Source organism: Chitinimonas koreensis (assembly GCF_014353015.1).
Lineage (GTDB): Bacteria > Pseudomonadota > Gammaproteobacteria > Burkholderiales > Chitinimonadaceae > Chitinimonas > Chitinimonas koreensis.
On the sequence record NZ_CP060704.1, the window covers coordinates 5,612,791 to 5,636,369 of the forward strand.

General features: G+C 65.5%; 23 protein-coding genes and 3 pseudogenes. 9 read left to right on the forward strand and 17 right to left on the reverse strand.

The features are described from left to right. The 8 genes from H9L41_RS23950 to H9L41_RS23985 all read right to left on the reverse strand — a co-directional run bounded on the left by H9L41_RS23950 (window position 1) and on the right by H9L41_RS23985 (window position 6,287). Complete coding sequence (locus tag H9L41_RS23950; protein ID WP_028447315.1) at window positions 1–561, reverse strand: DUF2857 domain-containing protein; 561 nt, start codon at window positions 559–561, stop codon at window positions 1–3. 9 nt (window positions 562–570) lie between these two features. After that, window positions 571–2,229, reverse strand: a complete 1,659-nt coding sequence (locus H9L41_RS23955) for a ParB family protein (protein WP_028447314.1) — start codon at window positions 2,227–2,229, stop codon at window positions 571–573. Next, the gene (locus H9L41_RS23960) at window positions 2,222–2,464 is read right to left on the reverse strand and encodes a hypothetical protein (RefSeq protein ID WP_028447313.1); all 243 of its coding nucleotides are present in this window, start codon (window positions 2,462–2,464) and stop codon (window positions 2,222–2,224) included. Before H9L41_RS23960 ends, H9L41_RS23955 begins: the two co-directional genes overlap by 8 nt. After that, window positions 2,448–3,311, reverse strand: a complete 864-nt coding sequence (locus H9L41_RS23965) for a ParA family protein (protein WP_444542010.1) — start codon at window positions 3,309–3,311, stop codon at window positions 2,448–2,450. Before H9L41_RS23965 ends, H9L41_RS23960 begins: the two co-directional genes overlap by 17 nt. 1 nt (window position 3,312) lies before the next feature. Then, window positions 3,313–3,528, reverse strand: a complete 216-nt coding sequence (locus H9L41_RS23970; RefSeq protein ID WP_028447311.1) for an AlpA family transcriptional regulator — start codon at window positions 3,526–3,528, stop codon at window positions 3,313–3,315. 117 nt (window positions 3,529–3,645) lie between these two features. Beyond that, the gene (locus H9L41_RS23975) at window positions 3,646–4,404 is read right to left on the reverse strand and encodes a hypothetical protein (protein ID WP_034607815.1); all 759 of its coding nucleotides are present in this window, start codon (window positions 4,402–4,404) and stop codon (window positions 3,646–3,648) included. Window positions 4,405–4,741: 337 nt separating this feature from the next. After that, window positions 4,742–5,812 carry a LysR family transcriptional regulator gene (locus tag H9L41_RS23980; protein ID WP_308417335.1) on the reverse strand — a complete coding sequence of 357 codons (1,071 nt, stop codon included), beginning with the start codon at window positions 5,810–5,812 and terminating at the stop codon, window positions 4,742–4,744. Between the two features lie 148 nt (window positions 5,813–5,960). Then, on the reverse strand, window positions 5,961–6,287 hold the full coding sequence (locus H9L41_RS23985) for an H-NS histone family protein (RefSeq protein WP_028447309.1): 327 nt from the start codon (window positions 6,285–6,287) through the stop codon (window positions 5,961–5,963). 478 nt (window positions 6,288–6,765) lie between these two features. Between H9L41_RS23985 and H9L41_RS26460 the strand changes: the two are divergent. Both H9L41_RS26460 and H9L41_RS26465 read left to right on the forward strand, forming a co-directional pair. After that, window positions 6,766–6,969: pseudogene (locus H9L41_RS26460) on the forward strand (Arm DNA-binding domain-containing protein); the annotation flags it as partial. 253 nt (window positions 6,970–7,222) lie between these two features. Next, window positions 7,223–7,291 (forward strand): annotated as a pseudogene (locus H9L41_RS26465) (hypothetical protein); the annotation flags it as partial. Between the two features lie 488 nt (window positions 7,292–7,779). Here H9L41_RS26465 and H9L41_RS23995 read toward each other — a convergent pair. The 8 genes from H9L41_RS23995 to H9L41_RS24030 form a co-directional block, all read right to left on the reverse strand. Continuing rightward, window positions 7,780–10,020 carry a copper-transporting P-type ATPase gene (locus tag H9L41_RS23995; protein WP_281172495.1) on the reverse strand — a complete coding sequence of 747 codons (2,241 nt, stop codon included), beginning with the start codon at window positions 10,018–10,020 and terminating at the stop codon, window positions 7,780–7,782. A gap of 93 nt (window positions 10,021–10,113) precedes the next feature. After that, complete coding sequence (locus H9L41_RS24000) at window positions 10,114–10,377, reverse strand: heavy-metal-associated domain-containing protein (RefSeq protein ID WP_028447307.1); 264 nt, start codon at window positions 10,375–10,377, stop codon at window positions 10,114–10,116. A gap of 46 nt (window positions 10,378–10,423) precedes the next feature. Continuing rightward, window positions 10,424–11,071: a methyltransferase family protein gene (locus tag H9L41_RS24005; protein WP_028447306.1), complete on the reverse strand. Its 648-nt coding sequence runs from the start codon at window positions 11,069–11,071 to the stop codon at window positions 10,424–10,426. Further along, a complete protein-coding gene (locus H9L41_RS26380; RefSeq protein WP_084300510.1) occupies window positions 11,068–11,403 on the reverse strand; it encodes a DUF2933 domain-containing protein in 336 nt (111 codons plus the stop codon). The genes H9L41_RS24005 and H9L41_RS26380 overlap by 4 nt, the downstream gene beginning before the upstream one ends. Before the next feature lie 271 nt (window positions 11,404–11,674). Then, window positions 11,675–12,616, reverse strand: a complete 942-nt coding sequence (copD, locus tag H9L41_RS24015) for a copper homeostasis membrane protein CopD (RefSeq protein ID WP_028447305.1) — start codon at window positions 12,614–12,616, stop codon at window positions 11,675–11,677. 3 nt (window positions 12,617–12,619) lie between these two features. Further along, window positions 12,620–13,006, reverse strand: coding sequence for a copper homeostasis periplasmic binding protein CopC (gene copC, locus H9L41_RS24020; RefSeq protein WP_034607814.1), 387 nt, complete (start codon window positions 13,004–13,006; stop codon window positions 12,620–12,622). An 85-nt stretch (window positions 13,007–13,091) separates the two neighbouring features. Continuing rightward, window positions 13,092–14,099, reverse strand: coding sequence for a copper resistance protein B (locus H9L41_RS24025; protein WP_187523622.1), 1,008 nt, complete (start codon window positions 14,097–14,099; stop codon window positions 13,092–13,094). A 28-nt stretch (window positions 14,100–14,127) separates the two neighbouring features. Then, a complete protein-coding gene (locus H9L41_RS24030; protein WP_308419555.1) occupies window positions 14,128–15,987 on the reverse strand; it encodes a copper resistance system multicopper oxidase in 1,860 nt (619 codons plus the stop codon). A gap of 203 nt (window positions 15,988–16,190) precedes the next feature. Between H9L41_RS24030 and H9L41_RS24035 the strand changes: the two genes are divergently transcribed. The 5 genes and pseudogenes from H9L41_RS24035 (at window position 16,191) to H9L41_RS24050 (ending at window position 20,144) form a co-directional block, all read left to right on the forward strand. Further along, window positions 16,191–16,976 carry a heavy metal response regulator transcription factor gene (locus H9L41_RS24035; protein WP_444542009.1) on the forward strand — a complete coding sequence of 262 codons (786 nt, stop codon included), beginning with the start codon at window positions 16,191–16,193 and terminating at the stop codon, window positions 16,974–16,976. Next, window positions 16,966–17,337: pseudogene (locus H9L41_RS26385) on the forward strand (hypothetical protein); the annotation flags it as partial. The gene H9L41_RS24035 and the pseudogene H9L41_RS26385, both read left to right, overlap by 11 nt. 151 nt (window positions 17,338–17,488) lie before the next feature. Then, entirely contained in the window at window positions 17,489–18,376 is an 888-nt protein-coding gene (locus H9L41_RS25945) for a heavy metal sensor histidine kinase (RefSeq protein WP_308419556.1), read from the forward strand. A gap of 71 nt (window positions 18,377–18,447) precedes the next feature. After that, window positions 18,448–18,885, forward strand: coding sequence for a hypothetical protein (locus H9L41_RS24045; protein ID WP_051319263.1), 438 nt, complete (start codon window positions 18,448–18,450; stop codon window positions 18,883–18,885). A 290-nt stretch (window positions 18,886–19,175) separates the two neighbouring features. Continuing rightward, a complete protein-coding gene (locus H9L41_RS24050) occupies window positions 19,176–20,144 on the forward strand; it encodes a hypothetical protein (RefSeq protein ID WP_028447298.1) in 969 nt (322 codons plus the stop codon). A gap of 43 nt (window positions 20,145–20,187) precedes the next feature. On the opposite strand, the gene H9L41_RS24055 is transcribed toward H9L41_RS24050, so the two are convergent. Continuing rightward, window positions 20,188–21,135: an AraC family transcriptional regulator gene (locus H9L41_RS24055; RefSeq protein WP_028447297.1), complete on the reverse strand. Its 948-nt coding sequence runs from the start codon at window positions 21,133–21,135 to the stop codon at window positions 20,188–20,190. 180 nt (window positions 21,136–21,315) lie between these two features. Here H9L41_RS24055 and H9L41_RS24060 point away from each other — a divergent pair, with 180 nt between their 5' ends. Then, entirely contained in the window at window positions 21,316–22,056 is a 741-nt protein-coding gene (locus H9L41_RS24060; protein ID WP_028447296.1) for an SDR family oxidoreductase, read from the forward strand. Between the two features lie 166 nt (window positions 22,057–22,222). Further along, a complete protein-coding gene (locus H9L41_RS24065; RefSeq protein WP_028447295.1) occupies window positions 22,223–23,506 on the forward strand; it encodes an acetyl-CoA C-acetyltransferase in 1,284 nt (427 codons plus the stop codon). The last annotated feature ends 73 nt before the right edge of the window (window positions 23,507–23,579 follow it).

Genomic DNA, 23,579 nt, shown 5'->3' on the forward strand with positions numbered 1-23,579 from the left:
CTACACCAATCCCTCGGCGATCCACTGATGAATTGCGGACCACACCACCGATGCGGGCAACGCCATGCCCTCGGCGAGCACGAGGGTCAGCTCGAGCATCGCGGTCTCGTCGTTCAGTGCGATGCCGCGTTGCTTGACCTCGGTATGCCATCGCTCCCACAGCGCGGTGTCCTGGGCCTCGTTGAGCACCGGATGGCGCCCCTTGCGCTTGGGCAGGCCGAGCACGTCGCGACGTAATGCGACCTCCTGATGCGTGAGGCCGTAGAACTGACTGACCATCTCGGTGCTGGCACCCAGCCGCAGCATGCGGTCGATCGTCGCGATCTCGCGCTCGACATCGCTCACCTGATGCAGCAAACGTTGGACGACCTCGCGATTGACCTGCACCGAACACCAGGCCACCGTCGCGTTGAGCAGCACGCTCACCAGCGCGGGGTGCTTCAGCGCATCCAGCTCGCGTTCGCTGAAACCCATGGCAAGGCATCGGCGCAGCTGACCGTTGCGCAAGTCGTGCAGGGCCTGGGCAACCACGGCCTGATTGAGAGGGTGCGGTGCCGACATGGAAATCCCCTACGGTTCGCCCGCGCGGTCGCGCGACTCCAGGTCCAACAAGACGCGCGCAAGCCGGATCACGCGGAACAGCTTCACCAGCCCGGCATCGCTGAGCCGCGGCGCGAGCTGTGATGAGGAGGAGGTGTCCCGAAGCAGCACCGTGAGGACGTCGATCGGCAACGGTGTCGTCGCGCGACTCGATGTGGCGACGGAGGAATACGCCGTGACAAGGCCCATCAGGAGCGCGAGGACCGCATGCGCGAACGGCGGCGCTTCGGCCGCCGCCGGCAGACACTGAAAGCCGAGGCCACCGTCGACCGGCTGCACCTGGTCGACCGCATGCGCTTCGGCGGCAATCTCGCGCGCGAACTGTGCGATATGCGTGCGCAAGGGCGCCGCGGTAGCCAGGCTGGAGTCGACGAACCACAGATCGGTGATGGGATATAGCCCGCCCGTTTGAACGGGAATGGCGCGCAACACGTTCTCACCGAAGTCCTGCAGCTGCTCGCCGGTGTGTTCGGCGACCAGGCGCTGGATGGTCTGGAGCCGCGGCGTCGAAGGAGCTTCGGACACGATGTGCTCGTCGCGCCGGGCTGCACTTGAATTGTCAGGCGCGGCCGGCGCTGCGTGCTGCGTGCGCGGCTTCTCCTCGCCCTCATCAGGGGACGACGGCTGTCGCGACTTTGGCGCCGCGCGTTCCGGCGGCGCCGGAGACCGCGCCGCGGGCATCGATGCCGCAGTCGGAGTGGACGGCTCCTGTTGCTCAGCGCTCGGCTCGGTGCTCAGGACGCGCTGGCGGTTCTCGGTCTCGTCCAATTCCAGCATCAGCAGGTCGTAGTCGGCCTCCAGCACTTCGGCCATCTGGCCCACCAACTCGTCCTGCACGCGCCTGAGCGAAAGCCCCTGCGGGTCATCGTTGAACATCGCCAGCACGTCCTGGAACAGCGTCGGGAAGTCGACCGGGAGCCGTGCTTCACCCGCACGTTGTTCCCATACTCGCTGCCCCGCCTTGCGCATCGCCGCGAGCTTTTCGACCTGCATGCGTCCCAGCCCGCCATAGAGCACCGTCGGGATCACAGGCAGCAGGTAGTGCACGGCGTCCTGCATGCGGCTGATGTGCGACTGCGGAACAGGAAAGCCATCCGCGGTGAGGCGACGTGCCAGCTCGGACTGCGACAACACTGCGCCGCTCTCGCGTTCGTACAGCTCTCGCGCCTTCTCGACGCCGAGGGCGCGTTCGATAAAGGTGAGTCCGCTGCGCAGCTCGTTCTCGGCGAGGTGCCCCACCAGGGCGACGATTTCGCCTCGGCTCGGCCACGGCCGGAACAGGCACGGAATCCGAAAGAATCGATCGTCGCGGGTTTCCGTCCACAGCTCGCGCAGGATCGCCAGCCGCGTGTTGCCGCCGTTGCGGATGATGTAGTGCGGCTCACCTGGGCGGCGGGTGATGGCCGGCGGCGCATCGAGACCGCGTTCGCGGATCGATGCCTTGATGTCGTTGTAGAGCGGGTTGCGCGCCACGCGCGGATCCAGCTCGTACGGCCGCAGCACATCCAGCGTGACGATCATCGGCGTGTCGGCGATCGGGTCGCTCGGTGCGCCGGCGGCGGGGCCTGCCCGTGAGAAGCCTTCCGCCAGCAGTTTGCTGGCCATGTCCTCGACGTTGCGGCTAGTCATGACGGCCGCCCTCGGAAGCCGCTTGGCGGACGGCACGCGCAAGCTGCGCACGGGCATTGCGCGTAGCGCGATGGTCGCTGGCCGTCGAGCTGGTGTAGATCGGCGGCAAGCCCGCCTTGACGAATTTCAGGTGGCCACCGGGCGTGCGGCTCACCTCCCAGCCTTCCTTCACCGCGTACTCGATCAGGGGAAGCAGCCGCTTGCGGCCGCGGCACAGCTCATGCGGACTGGGCATCGGTTGCCCTCCCGTTGACCGCCGCGAAGCGCTCCGTCCACTGCGGGAACAGCTCCTTCGCCAGCGCGCGCTGGCTGTCGATCGCCGCTGGGGCGATACGGCCACTCGGCCGGCGCGGCTCGATCCGATGTACCGGCAAGCCCAGGGATGCAGCGCGCGGATATGACTCGATGGCTGGGATGTCGGTCTGCAGTACACCGATCGCGTCGTGCGCCGCGAAGATCTGTCGCAGCGCATGCTGGATCTGCTTCGCGTTACGGGAGACGGAAGGCACCCGATTGATGAGCAGGCGCAGGGGCGGCGGAACGATGCCGAGGTGGCGGAATGGGGCGATGTCCTCGATCAACTGCAGCGTGCCACGACGCAGTTCGCGCGCAGCGAGGATTTCTGGGGTGACGGGCGAGATCGCCAGGTCCGACGCCAGCACGGCCATTTCCAGCAGCGCGCTGCGGGCGCCCTGCGTGTCGATCAGCAGCAGGTCGTAGTGTGGCCGGAACACCGGCAGCAGGTTGCGCAGTCGGAGGCGGCCGTCGGGCGCGTGGAGCAGCAGCGTGTTGAGCTGGCCCTGTGCATCGTTCGACACCACGACGTGTAGGCCGTTGATGACCGTCCGAGATACGAGAGCGGCGACGCTCTGTTCATTGAAGGCCAGTAGCTCGTAGATGCCGGCCGGCGCGCGGTGGGCGAACTCGAAGTAGCTGGAGAGCGTCGGTTGGATGTCGAGGTCGAGCAGCAGGACGCGCAATCCTGCGTCCGCAATGAACCCACCGAGATTGGCGGCCGTGGTGGTTTTGCCCACGCCGCCCTTGGTCGAGATGACGGAAACCACCTGCATGACGTTGTTCACGTCAGCGCCGCTCGTTCAGGCGGTCAGCGATCCATTGCTCGACCTCGACGGAATCCCAGCCGATGGCACGTACCCCGAGGCGCACGGCCTTCGGGAATTTGCCTTCCTTCATCAGGTTGTAGAGGTGCGCGCGCTTGAAGCCGGTCTTGGCCTCGACTTCAGCGCGACGAAGAATGCGGTGCTCGGCGGGCACGGCGGGAGACGTCTGCAAAGACATGGTGGGCACTCCTTGCCGCTCGGTAGCGGTTGTTGGTCGTGCCACGCATTCAATAGGCGTGTTTTCGCGGGGAGAACCCTAAATAGGGTTTCCGTCACCCCAGATAGGGCGTTGCAATCAAAGAGAATTGATTCGTCGCTTGGCTTCCGCGAATTTGTTTTCCAGGGTGCTTCGCGAAATGCCGAGCACGTTGCCGTGCTGAGCGAGCATCGCGTTGATGACGGATTCTTGGGACCGAAAGCTCGAATACGCTCGACCTGCTGGCGAACTTCCCAGCAGTAAGGTGAGCAGGCCGGCAATGATGTGGAGATAGGTGGATTCGCCTCGGGTGCTCAACGCGGCATTGGGGCCGTTGCCGTTCGACTTCACCGCGTCGACCTCGCGCAACAGGTCGCGGTACTTCGTCTGCAGCGAATCGAGCGTCTTGCCTTGATGCCTGAATCGTTGCCGAAGCAGCTTCCGATCAAGCATGAGGGATTGGACAGTGTTGAGATGGATCGCGGGATGAGCCTGGCGCTCGATGTCGTCGAACAGGAAGCGGGGGCGTTCGCTGGGGTACACGCTGTACATCCAGCGCTTTAGATCCACGTGCCGCACACTCAGGCTCGGGCTATCGATGTCAGCTCGATCGTTCGTCGTGATGCCATTCGATCCGAACGGTAGATCCCCATTCCTAATGCCGTCGAGGATGCGCTCGCTGTTGAGGCGAAGATGTGGCCAGAGCGGAAAGTCGGCTTCGACGGGCCAATTGCGCTGACCCATCACGCGCAATATGTAGGGCTCGTGATGCGTCAAATTGCTCCAGCGAATACTTGCTTCGATCGGTCGGTAGAAGACCTTTACCCCACCCGTGTGTATGCCCGCGGATCTATCCATGTCCGTCCTTCGCATGAATTGATGGCTCGTCGGCGTCCACCGACGACCTACGCAAACCGCGGATACATGCCAAAGGCATATCTAGCGATTGCTTGGGCGCGCAGTGTTCATGTCGGACACGACTTGGAAAAGACCATTTCGATCATGGCCTCATGCGCCGCGGGACTACCTGGGCTTGGTAGACATCCACGGCGCATGTAGGAAGAGCCTGGATGCACATAGAATACGACGGTCAGCCATTGCAGCGACTGCAACCGCACTTCGGCTTAGACGTCCGAGGTCTAGCAGCAGATTCAAAAAGAATGGCTCGCTACTGCTCGGCGAGCCAAGCGCACAACTACCCCCGGATTTCGTCAATCGCGGGGTAGTCAAATTCCCTCTTGGTGCGATCTATGAATCGCTCCAGTTGTGGTGACCGGTCGCCCTCTGCATGCAGAAAGTACGTCGTTTGATGCAGAATCGGCCCGGCCAGGGGGCGGGTGATAATGTCGCTGCTAGACGGCGATGCTAGTTGGGATGCGCTGGTCAACCCAACGCCGTAACCTGCGGCTACAAGCGCAGCCATGACGCCTGGCGAAGCGGCATGCTCCGCGACATTTAGATTTATTGCTTCCGTAACTGCGCTTTGCAACAGTCGCTCCATCTGCTGGTAATGACCTTTGCATGCTGTCGGATGACAGAGAATTAAGGGATAACGCAATACTTCCTTAATCGGTACCTCTCGATGGACCAGTAAGGGGTGGCGGGCCGGCAACATTGCAACCAGCGCATCAGACCAAACAGCTCGCGACAGGATACCTTCCTGAAGAGCGTCCGACCTTGCAAAGCCTGCGTCGTAGAGTCCGTTGAGTAATCCGTGAACTTGTTGTGTGAAGGGAACCTCATGTAGGCGGATTTCCACTTCGGGTTCCTCGACGCGACAATTGGCCAATAGGTTCGCCAATCGCTGCGGCACAATGCAGTCAGAAAGAGCAATGCGCAGCATCCCTCGATAGCCGGCCGCAGCGCTCTGCACATTCGAGCGAGCTTGCTCTAGTGCAGTAAAGATGCGCTTGGCTTCTTCAAAAAATACTTGTCCAGGCCAAGTAAGGCGAACCCCTCTGGCGTGACGCTCAAATAGGGAAATTGCTAGCTCCGACTCAAGTTCCTTGATTATTCTCGACAAGGGGGACTGTTCAATATGCAGGCGCGCTGCTGCACGTGTGAAATTCAGTTCCTCGGCGACGAATATGAAGCAACGCAAATGGCGCAGCTCGATCCTGCAGCGTGCCGCGTTCTCGCACAATATGTCCGCTTCGGGAGAGCGTTTGCATTGAGTGGTGCTGTATGCCGGCTGAACGGCGGTCTCATCGGCAGTGATTGCTGAATCCATCCTTGGCTCCGGTGCAAATTCATTGAAGTTATGCACCGTGCGGCTTCCGGCGGCGAGACCTAGGTCACGGTTACTCAACTTCCTCCCGCCGTTCAGTACACGATGCGTACCGTCGGTCGTTCTTGTCAGGAGATCATGACAAGTGAATATTCCCGGCATCTATTCCGAAGTGAAGCCTTCGCTTTCATACGCGTAACTCGTCCTCTGCTTTGCCCGCCTGGAGGGCCGCCTTGAACCATGCCGGACGCGTTCCACGGCCGCTCCACGTTTGCGTCGGATCGCCAGGATTCCTGTACTTGGCCGGCAATCGCTTCGCCGAGGCGACGCCCCGCGTCGTGCCAAGCTCAGGAAACAGTTCAGCCATCGAGAGGCCCTCGGCGGCAGCGAGCTCGGCGCACCGCTGACGGACGTCGCCGATTTGCTTCTGTTTCAACCTGTCCCGCAGCCCCTCCGCGTCGCGTATGAGGGCGTCCAGCTCGGCAGCTGACAAGCGGTCGATATCGATCTTCATGATGGAAGGCTCTAGGTAGGAGGGCGCTTCACAGCGTACGAAAGGTGTGTCGCGGAAGCCACAGGGAGAGGCCTGCGCCACGAGCCATGGCTGGGTAGCTTCCTGGCTGTGGGTGGCACACACTGGACCTCGGTAGATGATCGCCGTTGTCATGCGGCGCATTTGTGTCCAGAATAGTGTCCATCCCTGTGCATCGGGATCGAATAACTCGTTATCCTCCAACGAGTTAGGCATCGGTTGCAGTTCCCATCACCCGCTCCACTTCACGATCTGCTGAGTTCTATGGAGTTTTGCAAGTCGCTGATGTCATTGGATTTTCACCCATGACGTCATCCAGCGCTGGAAGCCGCCTACCGCCAGGACTTTTTAGTCCACTATTTAGTCCATCTTTGCGGACACGGCAGCTTCCGGATTGTTGCTGGAGGTGCGAGGCTGACGAGACCAGCATCTGCTCCTGACTCCCTTTCGGAGCAAGAGCATGGCACTCTCAGATTTGGCGGTCCGGCAAGCGAAGGCGATCGGCAAGGCCTATACCCTATCTGATTCAGACGGGCTCGCCCTGGCCGTGGCGGCCAACGGCAACAAGTCCTGGCACTTTCGCTACCAATGGGTCGGTAAGCAGAAGCGCATGTCGCTGGGCACCTATCCCGAGGTAGCTCTACGGGAGGCACGAGCACTACGCGACGAAGCACGTGCTCTGGTGGCCAAAGACACAAATCCACACGTTCATCGCAAGCAGAAGCGCGAGCCGTCCGGCTCGCGGACGAAAACACATTCGACGCCATCTACCGCAAGTGGCTCAAGCATCGAGAACTTAGCCTCAAGGAGGGCCGGCAGACCACGCTCTCCATCCTGCCAAGGGTGTTTGACAAGGACGTGCTGCCGGCGCTGGCAGGCGCTCAATCTACGACATCAAGCGGCCAGATCTGCTGGAGGTGATCGCCAAGATCGAAAAGCGCAAGGCGCTTTCCGTTGCCGAGAAGGTCCGCACCTGGTTCAACCAGTTGTTCCGCTATGCGCTGGTGATCGTGCCTGGCCTAGAGCAAAACCCAGCCTCCGACCTCGACGTCGTGGCGATGCCGCTGCCTCCGGTCAACCACAATCCGTTCCTGCGCATGGCCGACCTCCCCAAGTTGCTGCAGCGGCTTCGCAAGTACCGCGGCCGGCTGCAGACACAACTCGGATTGCGGCTGCTCCTGCTGACAGGCGTGCGCACTGGCGCGCTACGCTTGGCGACACCGGATCAGTTTGACCTTGATCGCGGCCTCTGGATCATTCCACCCGACGTCGTGAAGCAGCTTCAGGTGGATATGCGCAAGAAGCGCCAATTGCCGAAGGACATACCTCCCTACATCGTGCCGTTGTCGGTGCAGGCCATTGAGATCGTTCGCCACCTTCTAGAACATTTCAAACCGGCCCAGCACTATCAGTCAAGCCGACCCGTTGATTTGCAAGTTATCCGGCTCGGTAGCCGCTTTAGATCATCGTTGACTCACTTCATGCCACGCAGTCGAAGCGCATTGCCGACCACCGAGGCCGAACTCAGGCTCATCGCCAACGCGGCGATCAGTGGCGACAGCAGCCAGCCCGTGAGCGGGTACAGCACCCCGGCGGCGACCGGGATGCCCAGGCCGTTGTAGAGGAAGGCGAACACCAGGTTCTCCTTCATGTTGCGCACCGTCCCCACCGACAGCCCGCGTGCGGTGGCGATGCCGCGCAGGTCGCCCTTGACTAGCGTGATCTGGGCGCTGTTCATGGCCACGTCTGTGCCGGTGCCCATGGCGATACCGACATCGGCCTTGGCCAGCGCCGGAGCATCGTTGATGCCGTCGCCGGCCATGGCGACCACGCGGCCTTCCTTCTGCAGGCGCTCGATCAGCGTCAGCTTGTCGGCCGGCTTCACTTCGCCGTGAACTTCGTCGATGCCCAGGCGTGCGCCCACCGACTTCGCTGTGGTCAGACCGTCGCCGGTCGCCATGATGACCCGCAGTCCTGCCGCCTTGAGGGTCGCCAGCGCCTCTGGCGTACTCGCCTTCACCGGGTCGGAGACCGCCAGCAGGCCAGCAAGGCGTCCGCCCGCCGCCAGGTACATCACGCTGGCCCCTTCGCTGCGCAGGAATTCCGCCTGCTGCATGAGTGAATCGACGGCGACGCCGACCTGCTCCATGAGCACCGTGTTGCCCAGCGCCAGCGGCTGCCCGTCCACCTGTCCGCGCACACCGATGCCGGAACCGGATTCGAAGTTCTCCGGCTTGCTCAGTGCGAGGCCCTGGGCGCGCGCGGCCTGCACGATGGCATCGGCCAGCGGATGTTCGCTGCCCTGGTCCAGGCTGGCCGCCAGGCGCAGCACCTCCTCGGAGGTGAAGCCCTCTGCCGGGACCACGCGGTCGAAGGCGGGGCGGCCTTCGGTCAGCGTGCCGGTCTTGTCGATGACCAGGGTATCGACCCGGCGCAGGTTCTCGATCGCGGCGGCATCGCGGAACAAGACGCCCTGGGTCGCACCGCGGCCGGTGGCGACCATGATCGACATCGGCGTGGCCAGCCCCAGCGCGCAGGGGCAGGCGATGATCAGTACCGACACGGCGTTGATCAGCCCGAACACCCAGGACGGCTGCGGGCCGAAGAAGCCCCAGACGAAGAAGGTCGCAATGGCGATGGCGACGACGACCATCACGAAGTAGCCGGCGACCACGTCGGCCATGCGCTGCATGGGCGCTTTGGAGCGCTGGGCCTGGGCCACCATCTGCACGATCTGCGAGAGCACGGTCTCCGAGCCGATCCGCTCGGAGCGGATGACCAGCGCGCCGCTGGTGTTGAGCGTGGCACCGATGACCTTGTCGCCCTCGCGCTTGCTCACCGGCAGCGGTTCGCCGGTCAGCATGGATTCGTCCACCGAGCTGGCGCCCTCGACCACCACGCCATCGACCGGCACTTTCTCGCCGGGCCGCACGCGCAGGAGGTCGCCGACGTGCACGTGGGTCAGCGGCACGTCTTCCTCGCTGCCATCGGCGCCGATGCGGCGCGCGGTCTTGGGCGCGAGGCCGAGCAGCGACTTGATCGCCGCGGAGGTCTGCGAGCGCGCCTTGAGTTCCAGCACCTGCCCGAGCAGGGTCAGCGAGATGATGACCGCCGCGGCCTCGAAGTAAACGCCGACCCGGCCCATCGAGATGAACGACGCCGGAAAGATCTCCGGCGCGACGGTGGCAACGACGCTATAGACGAAGGCCGCGCCCGTGCCCAGGCCGATCAGTGTCCACATGTTGGGGCTGCGGTGGACCACGGACTGCCAGCCGCGCGAGAAGAACGGCCAGCCGGCCCACAGCACGATCGGCAGCGACAGCACCAGTTCCAGCCCGCTCTGCGTGGCCATGTCCATCAGGTGCAGGCGCTCGCCGAACATCGCCAGCGCCAGCACCACCAGGGTCAGCGGCAGCGTCCACCAGAAGCGCCGGGAGAAATCGCGCAGTTCTGGGTTGTCGTCGTCCAGGTCCGGCAGCAGCGGCTCCAGGGTCATGCCGCAGATCGGGCAATTGCCGGGATGATCCTGGCGGATCTGCGGGTGCATCGGGCAGGTGTAGATGGTGCCCGTCGGCGTTGCGCCGGGCCGATCCTCGGCTGCGGGTGTGCTGCCGTGGGCGCAATGCCCATGCTTTTCAGGAGCCGTGTCGCCCGATGGCAGTGCCCCCTGTGCGGGAAGATCCCGTTCGGGTGTTTTTTCCGGAGGCTGGCTCAAGACGGTTTCTCCGAATTCTCTTGGATGGGTATATCTGCTTCGATCAGGTGCAAGAAACGGTGTTCTCGTTCCACTCGGAAAGTGCCGCACGGGTTATCCGCAGCAGCAGCGCCCGCCGCCGGCGCCGGGCGCTTTGCTGGCCGCGGCGCCACTGGCCTGCGCCGGGTAGCCGGCCTGCTTCAGCGCCGACACCAGCGGATCGATGCCTTCGGCAAGATCGCCGTGGACACGAACACGGCCTGCACCCAGATCAACCTCCACCTCTCGCACCCCCGGCAGGGGTTTGAGCGCTTCACTGACGTGTTTGACGCAGGCGCCGCAGGACATGCCCTGAACGTCGAGATCGATAGCACTCATGGTCGATGGACTCCTTGGATGGATTGGCGCCAACGGATCGGGCGCATCAGCTCGCAGGGGATTGCCGCCAGCGGGGGAAAAACCGCGGCGTGGCTTGCGCGTAGCGCTCGAACTCCGCCCCGAATCGGGTCCGCATCTCGGCTTCCTCGTTCGCCGCCAGACGGCCGTACATGACCAGCAGGATCGGGAACATCAGCAGCGTGAGCAGCGTCGGCCATTGCAGCAGGAAGCCCAGCAGGATCAGCACGAACGCCACGTACTGGGGGTGGCGGATACGGGCATAGGGGCCTGCCGTGGCCAGGGTGCCCCGGCGCTGCGCGTGATAGAGCACCTGCCAGGCCGTGGACAGCAGGTAGAAGCCGTAGGCGAGCAAGACGTAGCTGGCGATGTGCAGCACGCCGAAATGCGGGTCGCCTTTCTCACCCAGCAAGGTCCACCACAGATGGCCGGCGTCATGGGTCAGAAGGTCCAGGCCGGGATAGCGGGTCTGCAACCAGCCCGAGAGCAAATAGATGGTCAGCGGAAATCCATACATCTCGACGAACAGCGCGACGATGAACGCGGCAAACGCACCGAAGGTCCGCCAGTCGCGCGCCGTCGCCGGCTTGAAGAAGCTGAAGGCGAACAGGATGAAGATGGCCGAGTTGAAGAACACCAGCAGCCACAGGCCGTAAGCGGGTTGGTCGTGGCTCATGGCTGGTCTCCACGTTGATCGCGTGCGTTGGAGCCAGCACCCGGATTTGGTGTTTGGGTCGGCGTACCAGGTGTGGCATCCGGCGGCGTGTGGGAGGAATGGTCGCGCCCGCCGTGGCCGTGGCCGTGGCCGTGGCCGTGGCCGTGGTGCATGAAGATATGCATCAACGGGCAGGCCGCAAGCAGCAGGAAAGGCAGGAATCCGACCACATGCGCGGTGTGTTCCTTGAGCAGGAAGTAGCCCACGATCGCGCCGAGAACGAGCAGACCGATCCCATACCGGGAGCGCCAGAAGCGTGGGGGCGATTCGCTGTGGCCGTGATGCTCGTTCATGATGACGCTTCCTTCAATGGGTCGGCGCAGCGAGCGCCGACTGTGTTTGTCGAAATCAATGGGACTTACATACTTAAGTCCCTATGTGTGTCGAGAGCCAATTAGCCCCTCTCCCGTGCACGGGAGAGGGGTTGGGGGCGCCCGGCGTAGGGTGAGGGCTGTGGTTTGATGAGCCAACCCTCATCCGGCCCTTCGGGCCACCGTCTCCCGCGCGCGGGAGAAGGATCGCGTGCGATTCGGCGGCTAGGGACTTAAAGGGATAAATCCCAAATCAATAGGGTCTCGTGTTGCCGGATGGACTCAAGGTGCCCAGCCATGCGACCACCAGCAGGATCAGCGTCATGGCCGCCGTTTCGATTGCCAGGCTCTTGCACAGGGCATGCTTGGCGCGAGCGATCTCGGTGGAATTCCTTGCCCGCTCCAGCAGCGGCCCCAACCGAAAGCGATTCGCTGCGGCCAGCGCGAGCATGGCGCCGAACAGGCCCAGCTTCACCAACAGCAGGGCACCATAAAGGCTGGATGCCATGCCCTGAAGGGTCGGGCCGACGATGAGCAGATAGTTCACGATGCCGGTGACGATCAGCACCCCGACGATGAGCGTGCCGGCCGCCGAAAACCCCGTGACGGCCTGGCGCAGGAGCAGCAGATGCCGGTAGGCATCGCCTTGGCCCGGGCGCAGCAGCAACAGCAGAAACGCGGCCAGCGCCCCCAGCCAGGCGCCAGCGCCGAGCAGGTGCAAGGTGTCGGCTGCCAGATGGATGCCGCCGCGTGTGCCGGTATCCATCGCCCCATGTCCCGACCAGACCAGCGTGGACAGCCCGACCGCTCCGAACAACGCGGCAAGCGTCAAGCTTGGCGTGGGCGATCGTCGGCAGGACCAGGCGCAAAGCAGGATGCCCACGAGCGATGCGATCCTGACCACCCACGCGATGCCGACGTTGGTGCCGGTGATGATCATGCCGAACACGTGGCGTTCAAGTTCGCCGATCTCGGTCACACCGCTCATGGCCTGCGCCAGTACCAACATGCCGACGCCCGATACCAGGAGACCCACGCCCGCAAGCCAGGAGAGCAGCCTTCGGAAGCCGAAGGCTGCATGGGCATCGTCCGCGTTGCCCTTCACGCCGTACAGGCCGAACAGCGGCAGCCCGAACAGCAGCATCAGGTCGGCGTAGCTGACGAAGCGGACAACGATGTTGCCCCAGCCCTCCATGGCTCACTTCACCTTGAAGGAGAAGTTGCCCGTCATGGGATGGGTATCGGCCGACACCGCGCGCCATTCCACGCGGTAGTCTCCCGACATCAGCGGCTTGGCGGGCGTAATCACCATGGTCTTGCCATCCTCGCCGCTCGATACCTTGACCTCCATCGCCATCGGGCTATGAGACATGCCCGGCATACCGGTCATGACCAGCTTGGCGCCGGAGAACTGGGTGGTCAGCGTTTCGGAAAACTGCAGCTCGATCTTCGCCGGTGCCGCCACTTCGGCGTTCGCCTGCGGATCGGACTTGAGCAGTTGCGGATGGGCCTGCGCGGCGGCGCTGAACAGCACAACGCTGGCGGCAGCGACAATGGGGAGGAGAAGTTTGCGGATCGAGAGCATGGTCATTCTCTGTTGGTGGTCCGTGGTTGAAAAACGGTTGCCTGTCCGGACGGTGATCGGCAGGACGGGCCGCGGTGTCTGAGCCCTAGAACCAGAAGCGCACGCCCGCAACCCAGCGGGTCTCCTGTGCGCGCTCGCCCGAAGCGCGCACGAGGTCGGCGGTCTTGCCGAAACTGCCGCTGCGCTCCACGCCGATGTAGGGGGCGAACTGCCGGCTGAACTCGTAGCGCAGGCGCAGCCCGAGCGTGGCGTTCGACAGGCCGTTGCCAATGTCCCGCTCCGGGTCGCTCTTGCCGTAGAGCTGCGCCTCGGCGCGCGGCTGCAGGATGAACCTCTGGGTCAGCAGCAGGTCGTAGCTCGCGGCCAGCCGCAGTGCGGTCCTGCCGCCATTGTCGACGTACCCCGTCGCCTCGACATCGAACCAGTACGGCGCCAGTCCCTGGACGCCGAAAGCCAGCCATCCACGATCAGGGCCGGTGCCCGTGTCGTAGCGCAGGCCCAACTGGGTATCCCAGTACGGCGTGATGGCGTGGCCCCAGAGCAATTCCATGCGGGCGTCGTGGAGCTTGCCGCCGGCCACATCGCCCTCGGCCTTGAGGACCGCCTTGTCGAAGTCGCGGCCGAACCAGCCTTGCATGTCGTAGGCGGTGGCGTTGCCGCCATGGTTCGCATAGGAGCGTTCCAGCCGATCGACCAGCAGCGCACCGAAGCGATGCTCGTCGGCGAGGCTCAACGCGGGAACGCCGGGCACGGCATAGGCGCCCGCGCCGCGGACGAGGCCATCGGAGTAGGCATTGGGGTCGCGCGCGTCGGCCGGCGTGGATCCGCCTTGCATCTGCATGTCGCCATGGTCCATGGGCGGCGTGGAAGCCGGTGTGGCAGGTGCTGCAGCGGGCGTTGCGGGCGCACCATGGCCGGCATGGGGATCGGCCTGGGCGGCGCCCGGCGAAGCCGCTGACGCGGGCGGCGTGGCCGCCGCACCATGGTGCGCCGAATGGTCGTCTTCCTGGCCCGCCTGTGACTGGGCCAGCACGGGGTGCGCCATCGTGCCAACCAGTGCCAGGGCCAATGCTTGGAGGTGTGTCGTTTTCATCGTTTGTGCACTTCTCTTCAAGCGGCGCTCAAGACACCACGACCTCGCGGAACATGCCCGCATCCATGTGAAGCATCAGGTGGCAGTGCCAGGCCCAGCGCCCCAGCGCATCGGCGGTAACCAGGAAACTGAGGCGCTGCGCCGGCTGCACCGGCAGGGTGTGACGGCGTGCCAGGAAGCGCCCGTCGGGGCTCTCCAGTTCGCTCCACATCCCGTGCAGGTGCATCGGGTGGGTCATCATCGTGTCGTTGTGCAAGATGACGCGCAGCCGCTCGCCGTGGCGGAAATGCACCGGCTTGGACTTGCTGAATTCGAGCCCGTCGATGGACCAGGTGTAGCGCTCCATGTTGCCGGTGAGGTGCAGTTCGACCTCACGGCCGGGGCCGCGCGGGTCCATGGGGCCGCCGGGCGTGTGCAGGTCGGCCAGGGTCAGCACGCGCCGGCCGTTGTTGCGCAATCCGATGCCCGGGTCGTCCAACGCGGTGCGCGGCATGTCCACGCGCATGTCCGTACCGGGTCCGTACTCCGTTCGGGCGTGACGCACGGCGGTGCTGGGCACGGCCAGGGGATTGGCGCTGTCCATGCCCTGCATCTGGCCGGAATCCATGCCGGTCATGCCAGTCATCCCCTGCATGCCGCCGTGATCCATGCCGGCCATGGCGCCATGGTCCATCCCCGACATACTGGAATCCATGCCGGTCATTCCTGTCATGCCCTGCATGGTGCCGTGGTCCCTGCCAGCCATGGCGCCGTGGTCCATCCCGGACATGCCCGACATGTCGCCATGGTCCATCGCTCCCATCATGTCCGCCATCGACAGCCATTGGGCCGCGTCCAGCGGCGGCACGGGCGCACCGAGTCCGGCACGTACTGCCAGCGTGCCTCGGGCATAGCCCGTGCGGTCCATGGATTGCGCGAAGATCGTGTAGGCATCGTCGCGCGGCTCGACCAGCACATCGCAGGTCTCGCCCGGGCCGAAGCGGAACTCATCCACCGTCACCGGTTCGACGTCCACCCCATCGACGTGCACGACCTTCAGCTTCAGGCCCGGAATGCGCACGTCGTAGAAGGTGTTGCCGGCCCCGTTGATGAAACGCAGGCGCACGCGCTCGCCCGGACGGAACAGGCCGGTCCAGTTGCCCGCGGGCGTGGTGCCGTTGGCCAGATAGGTCAGGGTCTGCGCCGAGAGGTCCGCCAGGTCGGTCGGGCTCATGCGCATCCGGTTCCACATCTTGCGCTTGTCCAGCGCCGCTGCCAGGCCTTCCCGCGAAGCGTCGCGGAAGAAGTCCACCGCCGTCGGCTGGTGGTAGTTGTAGTAGTCGCTCTGGGTCTTGAGCTTCATGAAGACGTGCATGGGGTCTTCATCGGTCCAATCCGACAGCAGGACGACATGGTCGCGGTCGGCACGAATGGTTTCAGGGCCGGCGGGGTCAATGATGATCGCCCCGTACATGCCGGTCAGTTCCTGGAAGCCGGAATGCGAGTGGTACCAGTAGGTGCCGCTCTGGCTGACCTTGAAGCGGTAGGTGAAGGTCTCTCCCGGTGCGATGCCGGCGAAGCTGATGCCCGGCACGCCGTCCATCTGGTAGGGAAGAATGATGCCGTGCCAGTGGATGGAGGTGGACTCGCGCAGCCGGTTGGTGACACGGATGGTGACCGTGTCACCCTCGCGCCAGCGCAGTGTCGGCGCGGGCAGCGAGCCGTTGATCGTGGTGGCCATGCCCGGCCGGCCGGTGAAGTTCACGGGTGACTCGGCGATCACCAGGTCGAACTCCGTGCCTCGCAGCACCGGGGCGGTGCCGCTGGCGGCCCTCGCTTGCTGGGCGGCGGCCTTCAATGCGGTCGTGGACAGCCCCAACAGGACGCCGCCCGCCGCCAATCCCTGCACGAATCGCCGCCGCGACAGGATCAGTGGCCGTGGAGCATGGGGGGATAGCGCGTCATGACGAAAAACTCTCCAGGAACAGACATCGACAGGGCACGCGCAAGGCCCTGAGAAGGGACGCGCCTTTACGCCGTTGACATCCATGCTAGGGAGTCGCCACTTTCGCTCGCATGACCCATTCATTACATTCATGTAATGACCACGTCATGTTCGTGGAAGATTCACCCGAGTACATTGATTCAGAAGCCAATCGCGCAGGGCGAGCAAGCAGATACGCGAGCGTTCATGGCGTCAGCCAGGGAAGAGCGATGAAACTGTTGGTGGTCGAGGACGAGAACAAGACAGCGGACTACGTTCGCCAGGGCCTCATGGAAGCGGGGTTCGTGGTGGACCTGGCCCGCAATGGCCTGGACGGCCATCACCAGGCCATGAGCGGAACCTACGATCTGGTCATCCTCGACGTCATGCTGCCCGACGTGGATGGCTGGCGCATCGTGCGGTCGCTGCGCGAGGCGGGCAAGCAGGTCCCGGTGCTGTTCCTGACTGCGCGCGGCGGCGTGGATGACCGCGTCAAGGGCCTGGAACTGGGCGCCGACGACTACCTGGTCAAGCCTTTCGCGTTCTCCGAGCTGCTCGCACGCGTGCGCACGCTGCTGCGCCGCGGCAGCGCGCCCAATCACCCCGACCGCATCCAGATCGCCGATCTGCTGCTCGACCTGCCGCGGCGGCGCGCGACCCGGGCAGGACAGCGGATCAACCTGACCAGCAAGGAATTCGCCTTGCTCGAACTGCTGGCGCGGCGCCAGGGCGAGGTGCTGCCGCGTTCGTTGATCGCCTCGCAGGTCTGGGACATGAATTTCGACAGCGACAGCAACGTGATCGACGTCGCCATCCGCCGGCTGCGTGCGAAGATCGACGATGCCTTCGAGCCCAAGCTCATCCATACGGTACGGGGCATGGGCTATACGCTGGATGCCCCGGATGCCGACTAGGGCCCTGCGCATCCGTCGCCCGGCTTCGCTCGCGCTGCGGGTCACCGCCCTGGTCGGCATTGCGACGACGCTGGTGTTCCTGGTCTTCAGTTGGCTCATCGTCCGCTCGTTGGAGCATCACTTCGCCGAGCAGGATGCCGGGGAACTCAGGGCCGTAGCCGATGCCGTCATCAAGCCGCTGCGCGATGCGGCGACCATCGCCGATGATGCGCTGCTGCGCCGCCGCCTCGCCAGCGCGGTGACGGGCCATCATGGGGTGTTCTACTCCGTCGCCGACGCGGCAGGGGCGACCGTCTATGCGGGCGAAGGCCCCGAACTGTCATCCCTCGCCGCAAGCCGAAGTCCCGCCGAGACGATCAATGTCCGCGAACTCGCGGCTTGGCAGGAGCAAGGGAAGTCTTATCGTGGGCGGTGCTTCGTGTGGAGGGCGATGCAGGCCGGGCCTATACCGTCGCCGTTGCGATGGACATCGACTTCCATCTCTCGTTTCTCGAAGACTTCAAGCGCATGCTGTGGCTGTCCACCTGCGTCGTGCTGTGCATTGCGCTGCTGGTCGCCTGGCTGGCCGTTCAATGGGGCACCGGCCCATCCGCAAGGTCAACGCCCGGATTCGCGCGATCCGCTCATCACAACTGAACGTGCGGTTGAATCCTCGGGAAGTACCGCTCGAACTGGAAGAACTCGTCGCCTCGTTCAACGACATGCTCGCGCGCATCGAGGATGGATTCGTGCAGTTGGCGAATTTCTCGGCCGATATCGCGCACGAGCTGCGTACCCCGGTCACCAACCTGACCACGCAGACGGAAGTGGCCCTCGGTCAGTCCCGTTCCGCCGAAGAGTATCGGGAAGTGCTGTACTCCAATCTGGAGGAGTTCGGACGCATGAGCCGGATGATCGGCGACATGCTGTTTCTCGCGCAGACGGAGAACGATCCACACAATCTCCATCGGGTGGAGATGGACCTTGGCGACACGATCAAGGGGCTCTTTGACTATTTCGAGGCCTTTGCGGAGGACCGCAACGTGACCCTTCGTTTGCAGGGGCGGATCGAGCCGATAAGGGCCGATCGAGAAATGCTGCGGCGCGCCTTGAGCAACCTGCTGTCCAACGCCATCCGCCACACCCCGAGCGGCGCAGCCGTCACCGTGCGACTGAGCGAAGATCAGGGAAGCACCACAGTGAGCGTCGAGAATCCGGGCAGCAAGATTGCTGACGAGGATCTGCCCCGGCTGTTCGATCGGTTCTACCGTGTCGATCCCTCGCGACAACGCAAGGGAGAAGGCGCTGGGTTAGGCCTCGCCATCGTCAAGTCGATCATCGAGGCACATGGCGGTGAAGTTCGTGTTGCATCCGACGACGCTATGACCCGGTTCGATATCCTGTTGCACCGAAGCGCTTGATCCACTGACTTGCTCGCAAGACGGGGGAGCGGCGGTATGCAGTCACATGGCTTAACCGATAAGGACATCCCATGAAGCTGAATTCGCCGGCTGTGCCGCTCAAGCCCTCTTCGCTCGCGCTGGCGCTCGGTGGAGTGATCCTGATCGGGCTGGGCCTGTACTTCATCTTCATTCGTCCGGCGCTGCTCCCTGAGGACCCTCGTTTCATGGGCACGACGCTGGAGCAGATTCGCAGCAACTTTCCCGGCCTGTTGCTTTGGTTGCCTCGGGTGTTCTGGGTGATGGGCGGCTACATGGTGTCGAGCGGACTGCTGACGTTCCACCTGGCGAGAACCAGCTTTTGTAGTCGAACGGCCGGCGCTGCCTGGGTGGCTGCGTTGAGCGGACTGTCGTCGATTGGGCTGATGGTTGTAGTGAACTTCCTCATCGACTCCGACTTCAAGTGGCTTCTGCTTGCGTTCACGGCGCCGTGGCTGGCGGCGCTTTGGTTGTACAGCCGGGAGGGATAGTCGAAGCACACCCATTCAGCTCAAACACGATTCGGTATCAGATGGCGATCTCGATGATGTCAGGGTTCCGAGACGCATAGGTCATGGCGTAGGCCAGTTCACCCCCCAGTTGCGGCATGGAGATGCAGTAGCGGCTGGCCCAAAGGTACGTACAGTACGGTCCGTCTTCGGATTCCGCAGCGAGCCGTTCGATGCGGGCCTGGCGCCCGCTTCGGATTCGCGAACCGACTCGCGCGGCGGGCCGACGGAGCGCAATTTCAACCGGGCCCGCAGCCCTGGAGGTGCATCAAGTGACCAAGGACATCGTGGTGGCAGGCAAAGGGCGGCACGAGTGGCTCAGCGCCCTGCAGAAGGAACTGCGCAAGGACGCGGCCGGTGCAGCCGCGCGGATCCGCGACCTGCGGCGGACGATCGCGGACTCGGCACGCGGCGGCTGGGATGCCGGCACGCTGCTGAATGCCGGCCATGCGCTGGGCCTCGACGCCTGCCTGCAAGCCGCGCATGCGCGCGAATCCGGCGACGCGGACGCGGCTGCCCGGCTGCGCGCCGGCTTCGCGGCGCTGTACTGGACGCTCGAGCTGGACCAGCACGACCGCCTCGCCCAGCGCTGGTCGGACGACGTGCGCGACGACCTGATCCTCGGCCGGATCTTCCTGCACGGCCTCGCGGCCGGCGGCGGCGCGGGCGAGATCGCGGCCTGGGTCGCGCCGATGACGCTGCGGCTGTTGCAGGCCGAGGGCGGCTTGATGCTCGCCTACGCCGATCCGGCGCTGGCCGCCTTCATGCGCGCACTGCTCGAGATGCAGTTGCGCGGCCGCTGGGCCCTGCCCGACGCGGCGGCGCTGCGGGCCATGCATTCGAAGGGCGCGCTGCTGGCGACGGCGGACGATCCGCCGGCCTTCGCCGAAGCGCTGGTCGTGTATTGCGACGATAGGCTGGCCCAGGCGAACGGCTACGCCGACCGCAACGCGACGCGCAAGAACCGGGCGGACGACACGGCCTCGCTGCTGGCACAGGATGCGCCCGCGTTCACGCTGCTGCCGTTCGAGCTGCATTCGCTGCGCCACGTCTACCAGACGACCACCGGCCGGCCGCTGTCGCTGGCCGCCGACCACCCGCTGCTGGCGCCGGAACGGCTCGCGCTGCCGGCGCTGGCGCCGCTGCATGCCGACGACGACACCGCGCTGCTGCAGGCGGCGGGCCGCAAGCAGTTCGGCGCGCACTGGTCGCCGCTGACGCCGGCGGCCTCGGCCGGCTAGTCCACCGCGTCAACTCCCCTGGCGAGCCGAGACCCCGCCCCGCTCAATCCTGGGCGAACGAAAGCGGCTGCGACAGCGACAGCACCTGCTGCAAGCGCCTGGCCTCCTCGGCCGGCGAATTGCCGAACAGCCGCTTGAACTCGCGGCTGAACTGCGAGGCGCTGGCATAGCCGACGCGTATCGCCGCGCTGGCCGCGGTATGGCCGTTGCGGATCATCAGCAGCCGCGCCTGGTGCAGCCGGATCGACTTGAGGTACTGGATCGGCGAGGTATGCGTCACTGCCTTGAAGTGGCTGTGGAAGGCCGGGACGCTCATGTTCGCTTCGCCGGCCAGGCTGGCCACGTCCAGCTCGCTGTCGTAGTGCGCGTGGATGCGGCGCAGCGAACGCGCGATGCGGCCGAACTGGCCGCCCTGGGTCAGCGCCGCGCGCAGCGCGCCGCCCTGCTCGCTGGTCAGCACCCGGTAGAGGATCTCGCGGTAGATCGCCGGCGCCAGCAGCCGCGCTTCCAGCGGCGACGACAGCGCCTCGCACAGGCGCAGGGTCGCGTCGCTCAGTCCTTCGTCCATCGGCGTGGCCATCATCGTCAGCGGCGGCTGCGGGGCCGGGCCCCGGGCTTCATCCAGCGCCAGCGCCAGTTCGGCCGTCAGTTGCGGCTCCACCCGCAGGGCCAGGCCGAGCAAGGGCTCCTCGGGCGTCGCCTCGGTTTCCGATTCGAACGGCAGCGGCACCGCCAGCGCGAGGAAGTGCTGGGCGTCGTAGACATAGGTCCGGCCGCCGTGGAAGCCGCGCTTGCGCCCCTGCGCCACGATGCAGACGCTCGGCTCGTACAGCGTGGGCATGCGCTCGAGCGAGCCGTTGGCGCGCATCGTCATCACGCCGTCCAGCGCGGTCATGGCGAAGCCCTCGCCCGGGCACAGCCGCGCGATCAGCGCGGCGGTGCGGCGGCGGGGATCGCTGCGGGGCGGCAGCGGCGGCTGGGTATCGGTCATCGCATGGCACCGCGGCAATAGGAACAGGCGATATTCAAGCACCAATCCGGCGGCTGTTGGTGCATTCGAATAGGAATAGGCAAGACCGGCAGACGATCCGGTCTTCGCGGCCAAGGCGCCGGCGCGGAACATGTCGTCCATGCCGGCCACCCCGGTCGGCCCTTCCAGGAAGCCAACGCCATGAGCCACCCGAACCCCAGCAAAGTCATCCTGATCACCGGCGCCAGCAGCGGCATCGGCGAAGCCACCGCCCGCCGCCTGGCCGGCCTGGGCCACCGTATCCTGATCGGCGCGCGCCGCACCGAACGGCTGCAGGCCCTGGCGGAGGAACTGCGCGCCGCCGGCGGCCAGGTGGATCACCGCGCCCTCGACGTCGCCGACGCCGCCGACTTCCAGGCCTTCGCCGACCACGCCGCCGAACGCTTCGGCCCGGTCGACGTCCTGGTCAACAACGCCGGCGTGATGCCGCTGTCGCCGCTGAGCGCCGGCAAGCTCGACGAATGGAACCGCATGATCGACGTCAACCTGCGCGGCGTGCTGCACGGCATCGCCGCGGTGCTGCCCGGCATGGAGGCACGCGGCCGCGGCCACGTCGTCAACGTCGCCTCGATCGGCGCACACGTGGTGGTGCCGACCGGCGCCGTCTACTGCGCCACCAAGTACGCGGTCTGGGCCATCGGCGAGGGCCTGCGCCAGGAAAGCCGCGTGGTGCGTGCCACCACCGTCTCGCCCGGCGTGGTCGAAACCGAGCTGGCCGACCACATCAGCGATCCAGCGGCGCGCGCGGCGATGACCGAGTTCCGCCGCATCGCGCTGAACGCCGATGCCATCGCCCGCGCGATCGCCTACGCCATCGAGCAGCCGGACGACGTGGACGTGAACGAGATCATCGTGCGTCCGCTGGCCGGCACCGGCGCCTGAAGCCGGCGGCGGCGCGGGCACACGGCCTCCCGCGCCGCCGCACGGCGGGTCGCGGATGGGCGGGGCCCCGGCCCGCCCTTCGGCCCGTGCCGCGCGCCGCGGCGGAACCAAGCAGCTGCTCGAAACGCTACACTGGCGTCTTTCCGTCCGTGCCGAGATTCCCGCCATGTCCAGCCAACTGCGCCGCGTCGCCATCGTCGGCGGCAGCCGTATCCCGTTCTGCCGCTCCAACACGCTATACCAGGACCTGAGCAACCTCGACATGCTGACCGCCGCGCTCGACGGCCTGGCCGCGCGCTTCGGCCTGGCCGGCGTCGAGATCGGCGAGGTCGGCGCCGGCGCGGTGATCTCGCATTCGAAGGACTGGAACCTGGCGCGCGAGGCGGTGCTGTCGAGCCGGCTGTCGCCGCTGACGCCGGCCTACACCGTGCAGATGGCCTGCGGCACCAGCCTCGAGGCCGCGCTGCAGCTCGGCGCCAAGATCGCCACCCGGCAGATCGACAGCGCGATCGCGGCCGGCAGCGACACCACCTCGGACGCGCCGATCGTGTTCGGCCCCAAGTTCGCCCGCCGGCTGATCCGGCTGGCCAACGCCAGGAGCCTGGGCGAGCGGCTGGCGGCGTTCAAGGGCTTCGGCTTCGGCGAACTCAAGCCGCAGTCGCCCAATGCCGGCGAGCCGCGCACCCGGATGTCGATGGGCGAGCACTGCGAGCTGATGGCCAAGCAATGGCAGATCGGCCGCGCCGAGCAGGACCAGCTCGCCTACGACAGCCACAAGAAGGCCGCCGCCGCCTACGAGGCCGGCTTCTTCGACGACCTGGTGGTGCCCTGCGCCGGGGTGACGCGCGACAACCACCTGCGGCCGGACACCACGCTGGAGAAGCTGGCGACGCTGAAGCCGGCTTTCGACAAGACCTCGGGCCAGGGCACGCTGACCGCCGGCAACAGCACGCCGCTGACCGACGGCGCCAGCGCGGTGCTGCTGGCCAGCGAGGAGTGGGCGCGCGAGCGCGGCCTGCCGGTGCTGGCCTACCTGACCTACGGCAAGACCGCCGCGGTCGACTTCGTCGCCGGCGAGGGCCTGCTGATGGCGCCGACGGTGGCGGTGGCGCGGCTGCTGGCCGATGCCGGCCTGACGCTGCAGGACTTCGACTTCTACGAGATCCACGAGGCCTTCGCCGCCCAGGTGCTGTGCACGTTGCGTGCCTGGGAATCGGAGCGCTACTGCCGCGAACGGCTCGGCCTCGAACGCGCGCTGGGCAGCATCGACCCGGCCAGGCTCAACGTGCACGGCAGCTCGCTGGCCTTCGGCCATCCGTTCGCCGCCACCGGCGGCCGCATCCTGGCCACGCTGGCCAAGCTGATCGACCGGCGCGGCGGCGGCCGCGGGCTGATCTCGGTCTGCACTGCCGGCGGCATGGGCGTGGCGGCCATCGTCGAGCGGGCCTAGTTCGAATCGGCTTTAAGCCATATCGGCCGATCGTGCAGGCGCCCGGCCAAGCCGGGCGCTTGTGCTTTACGCA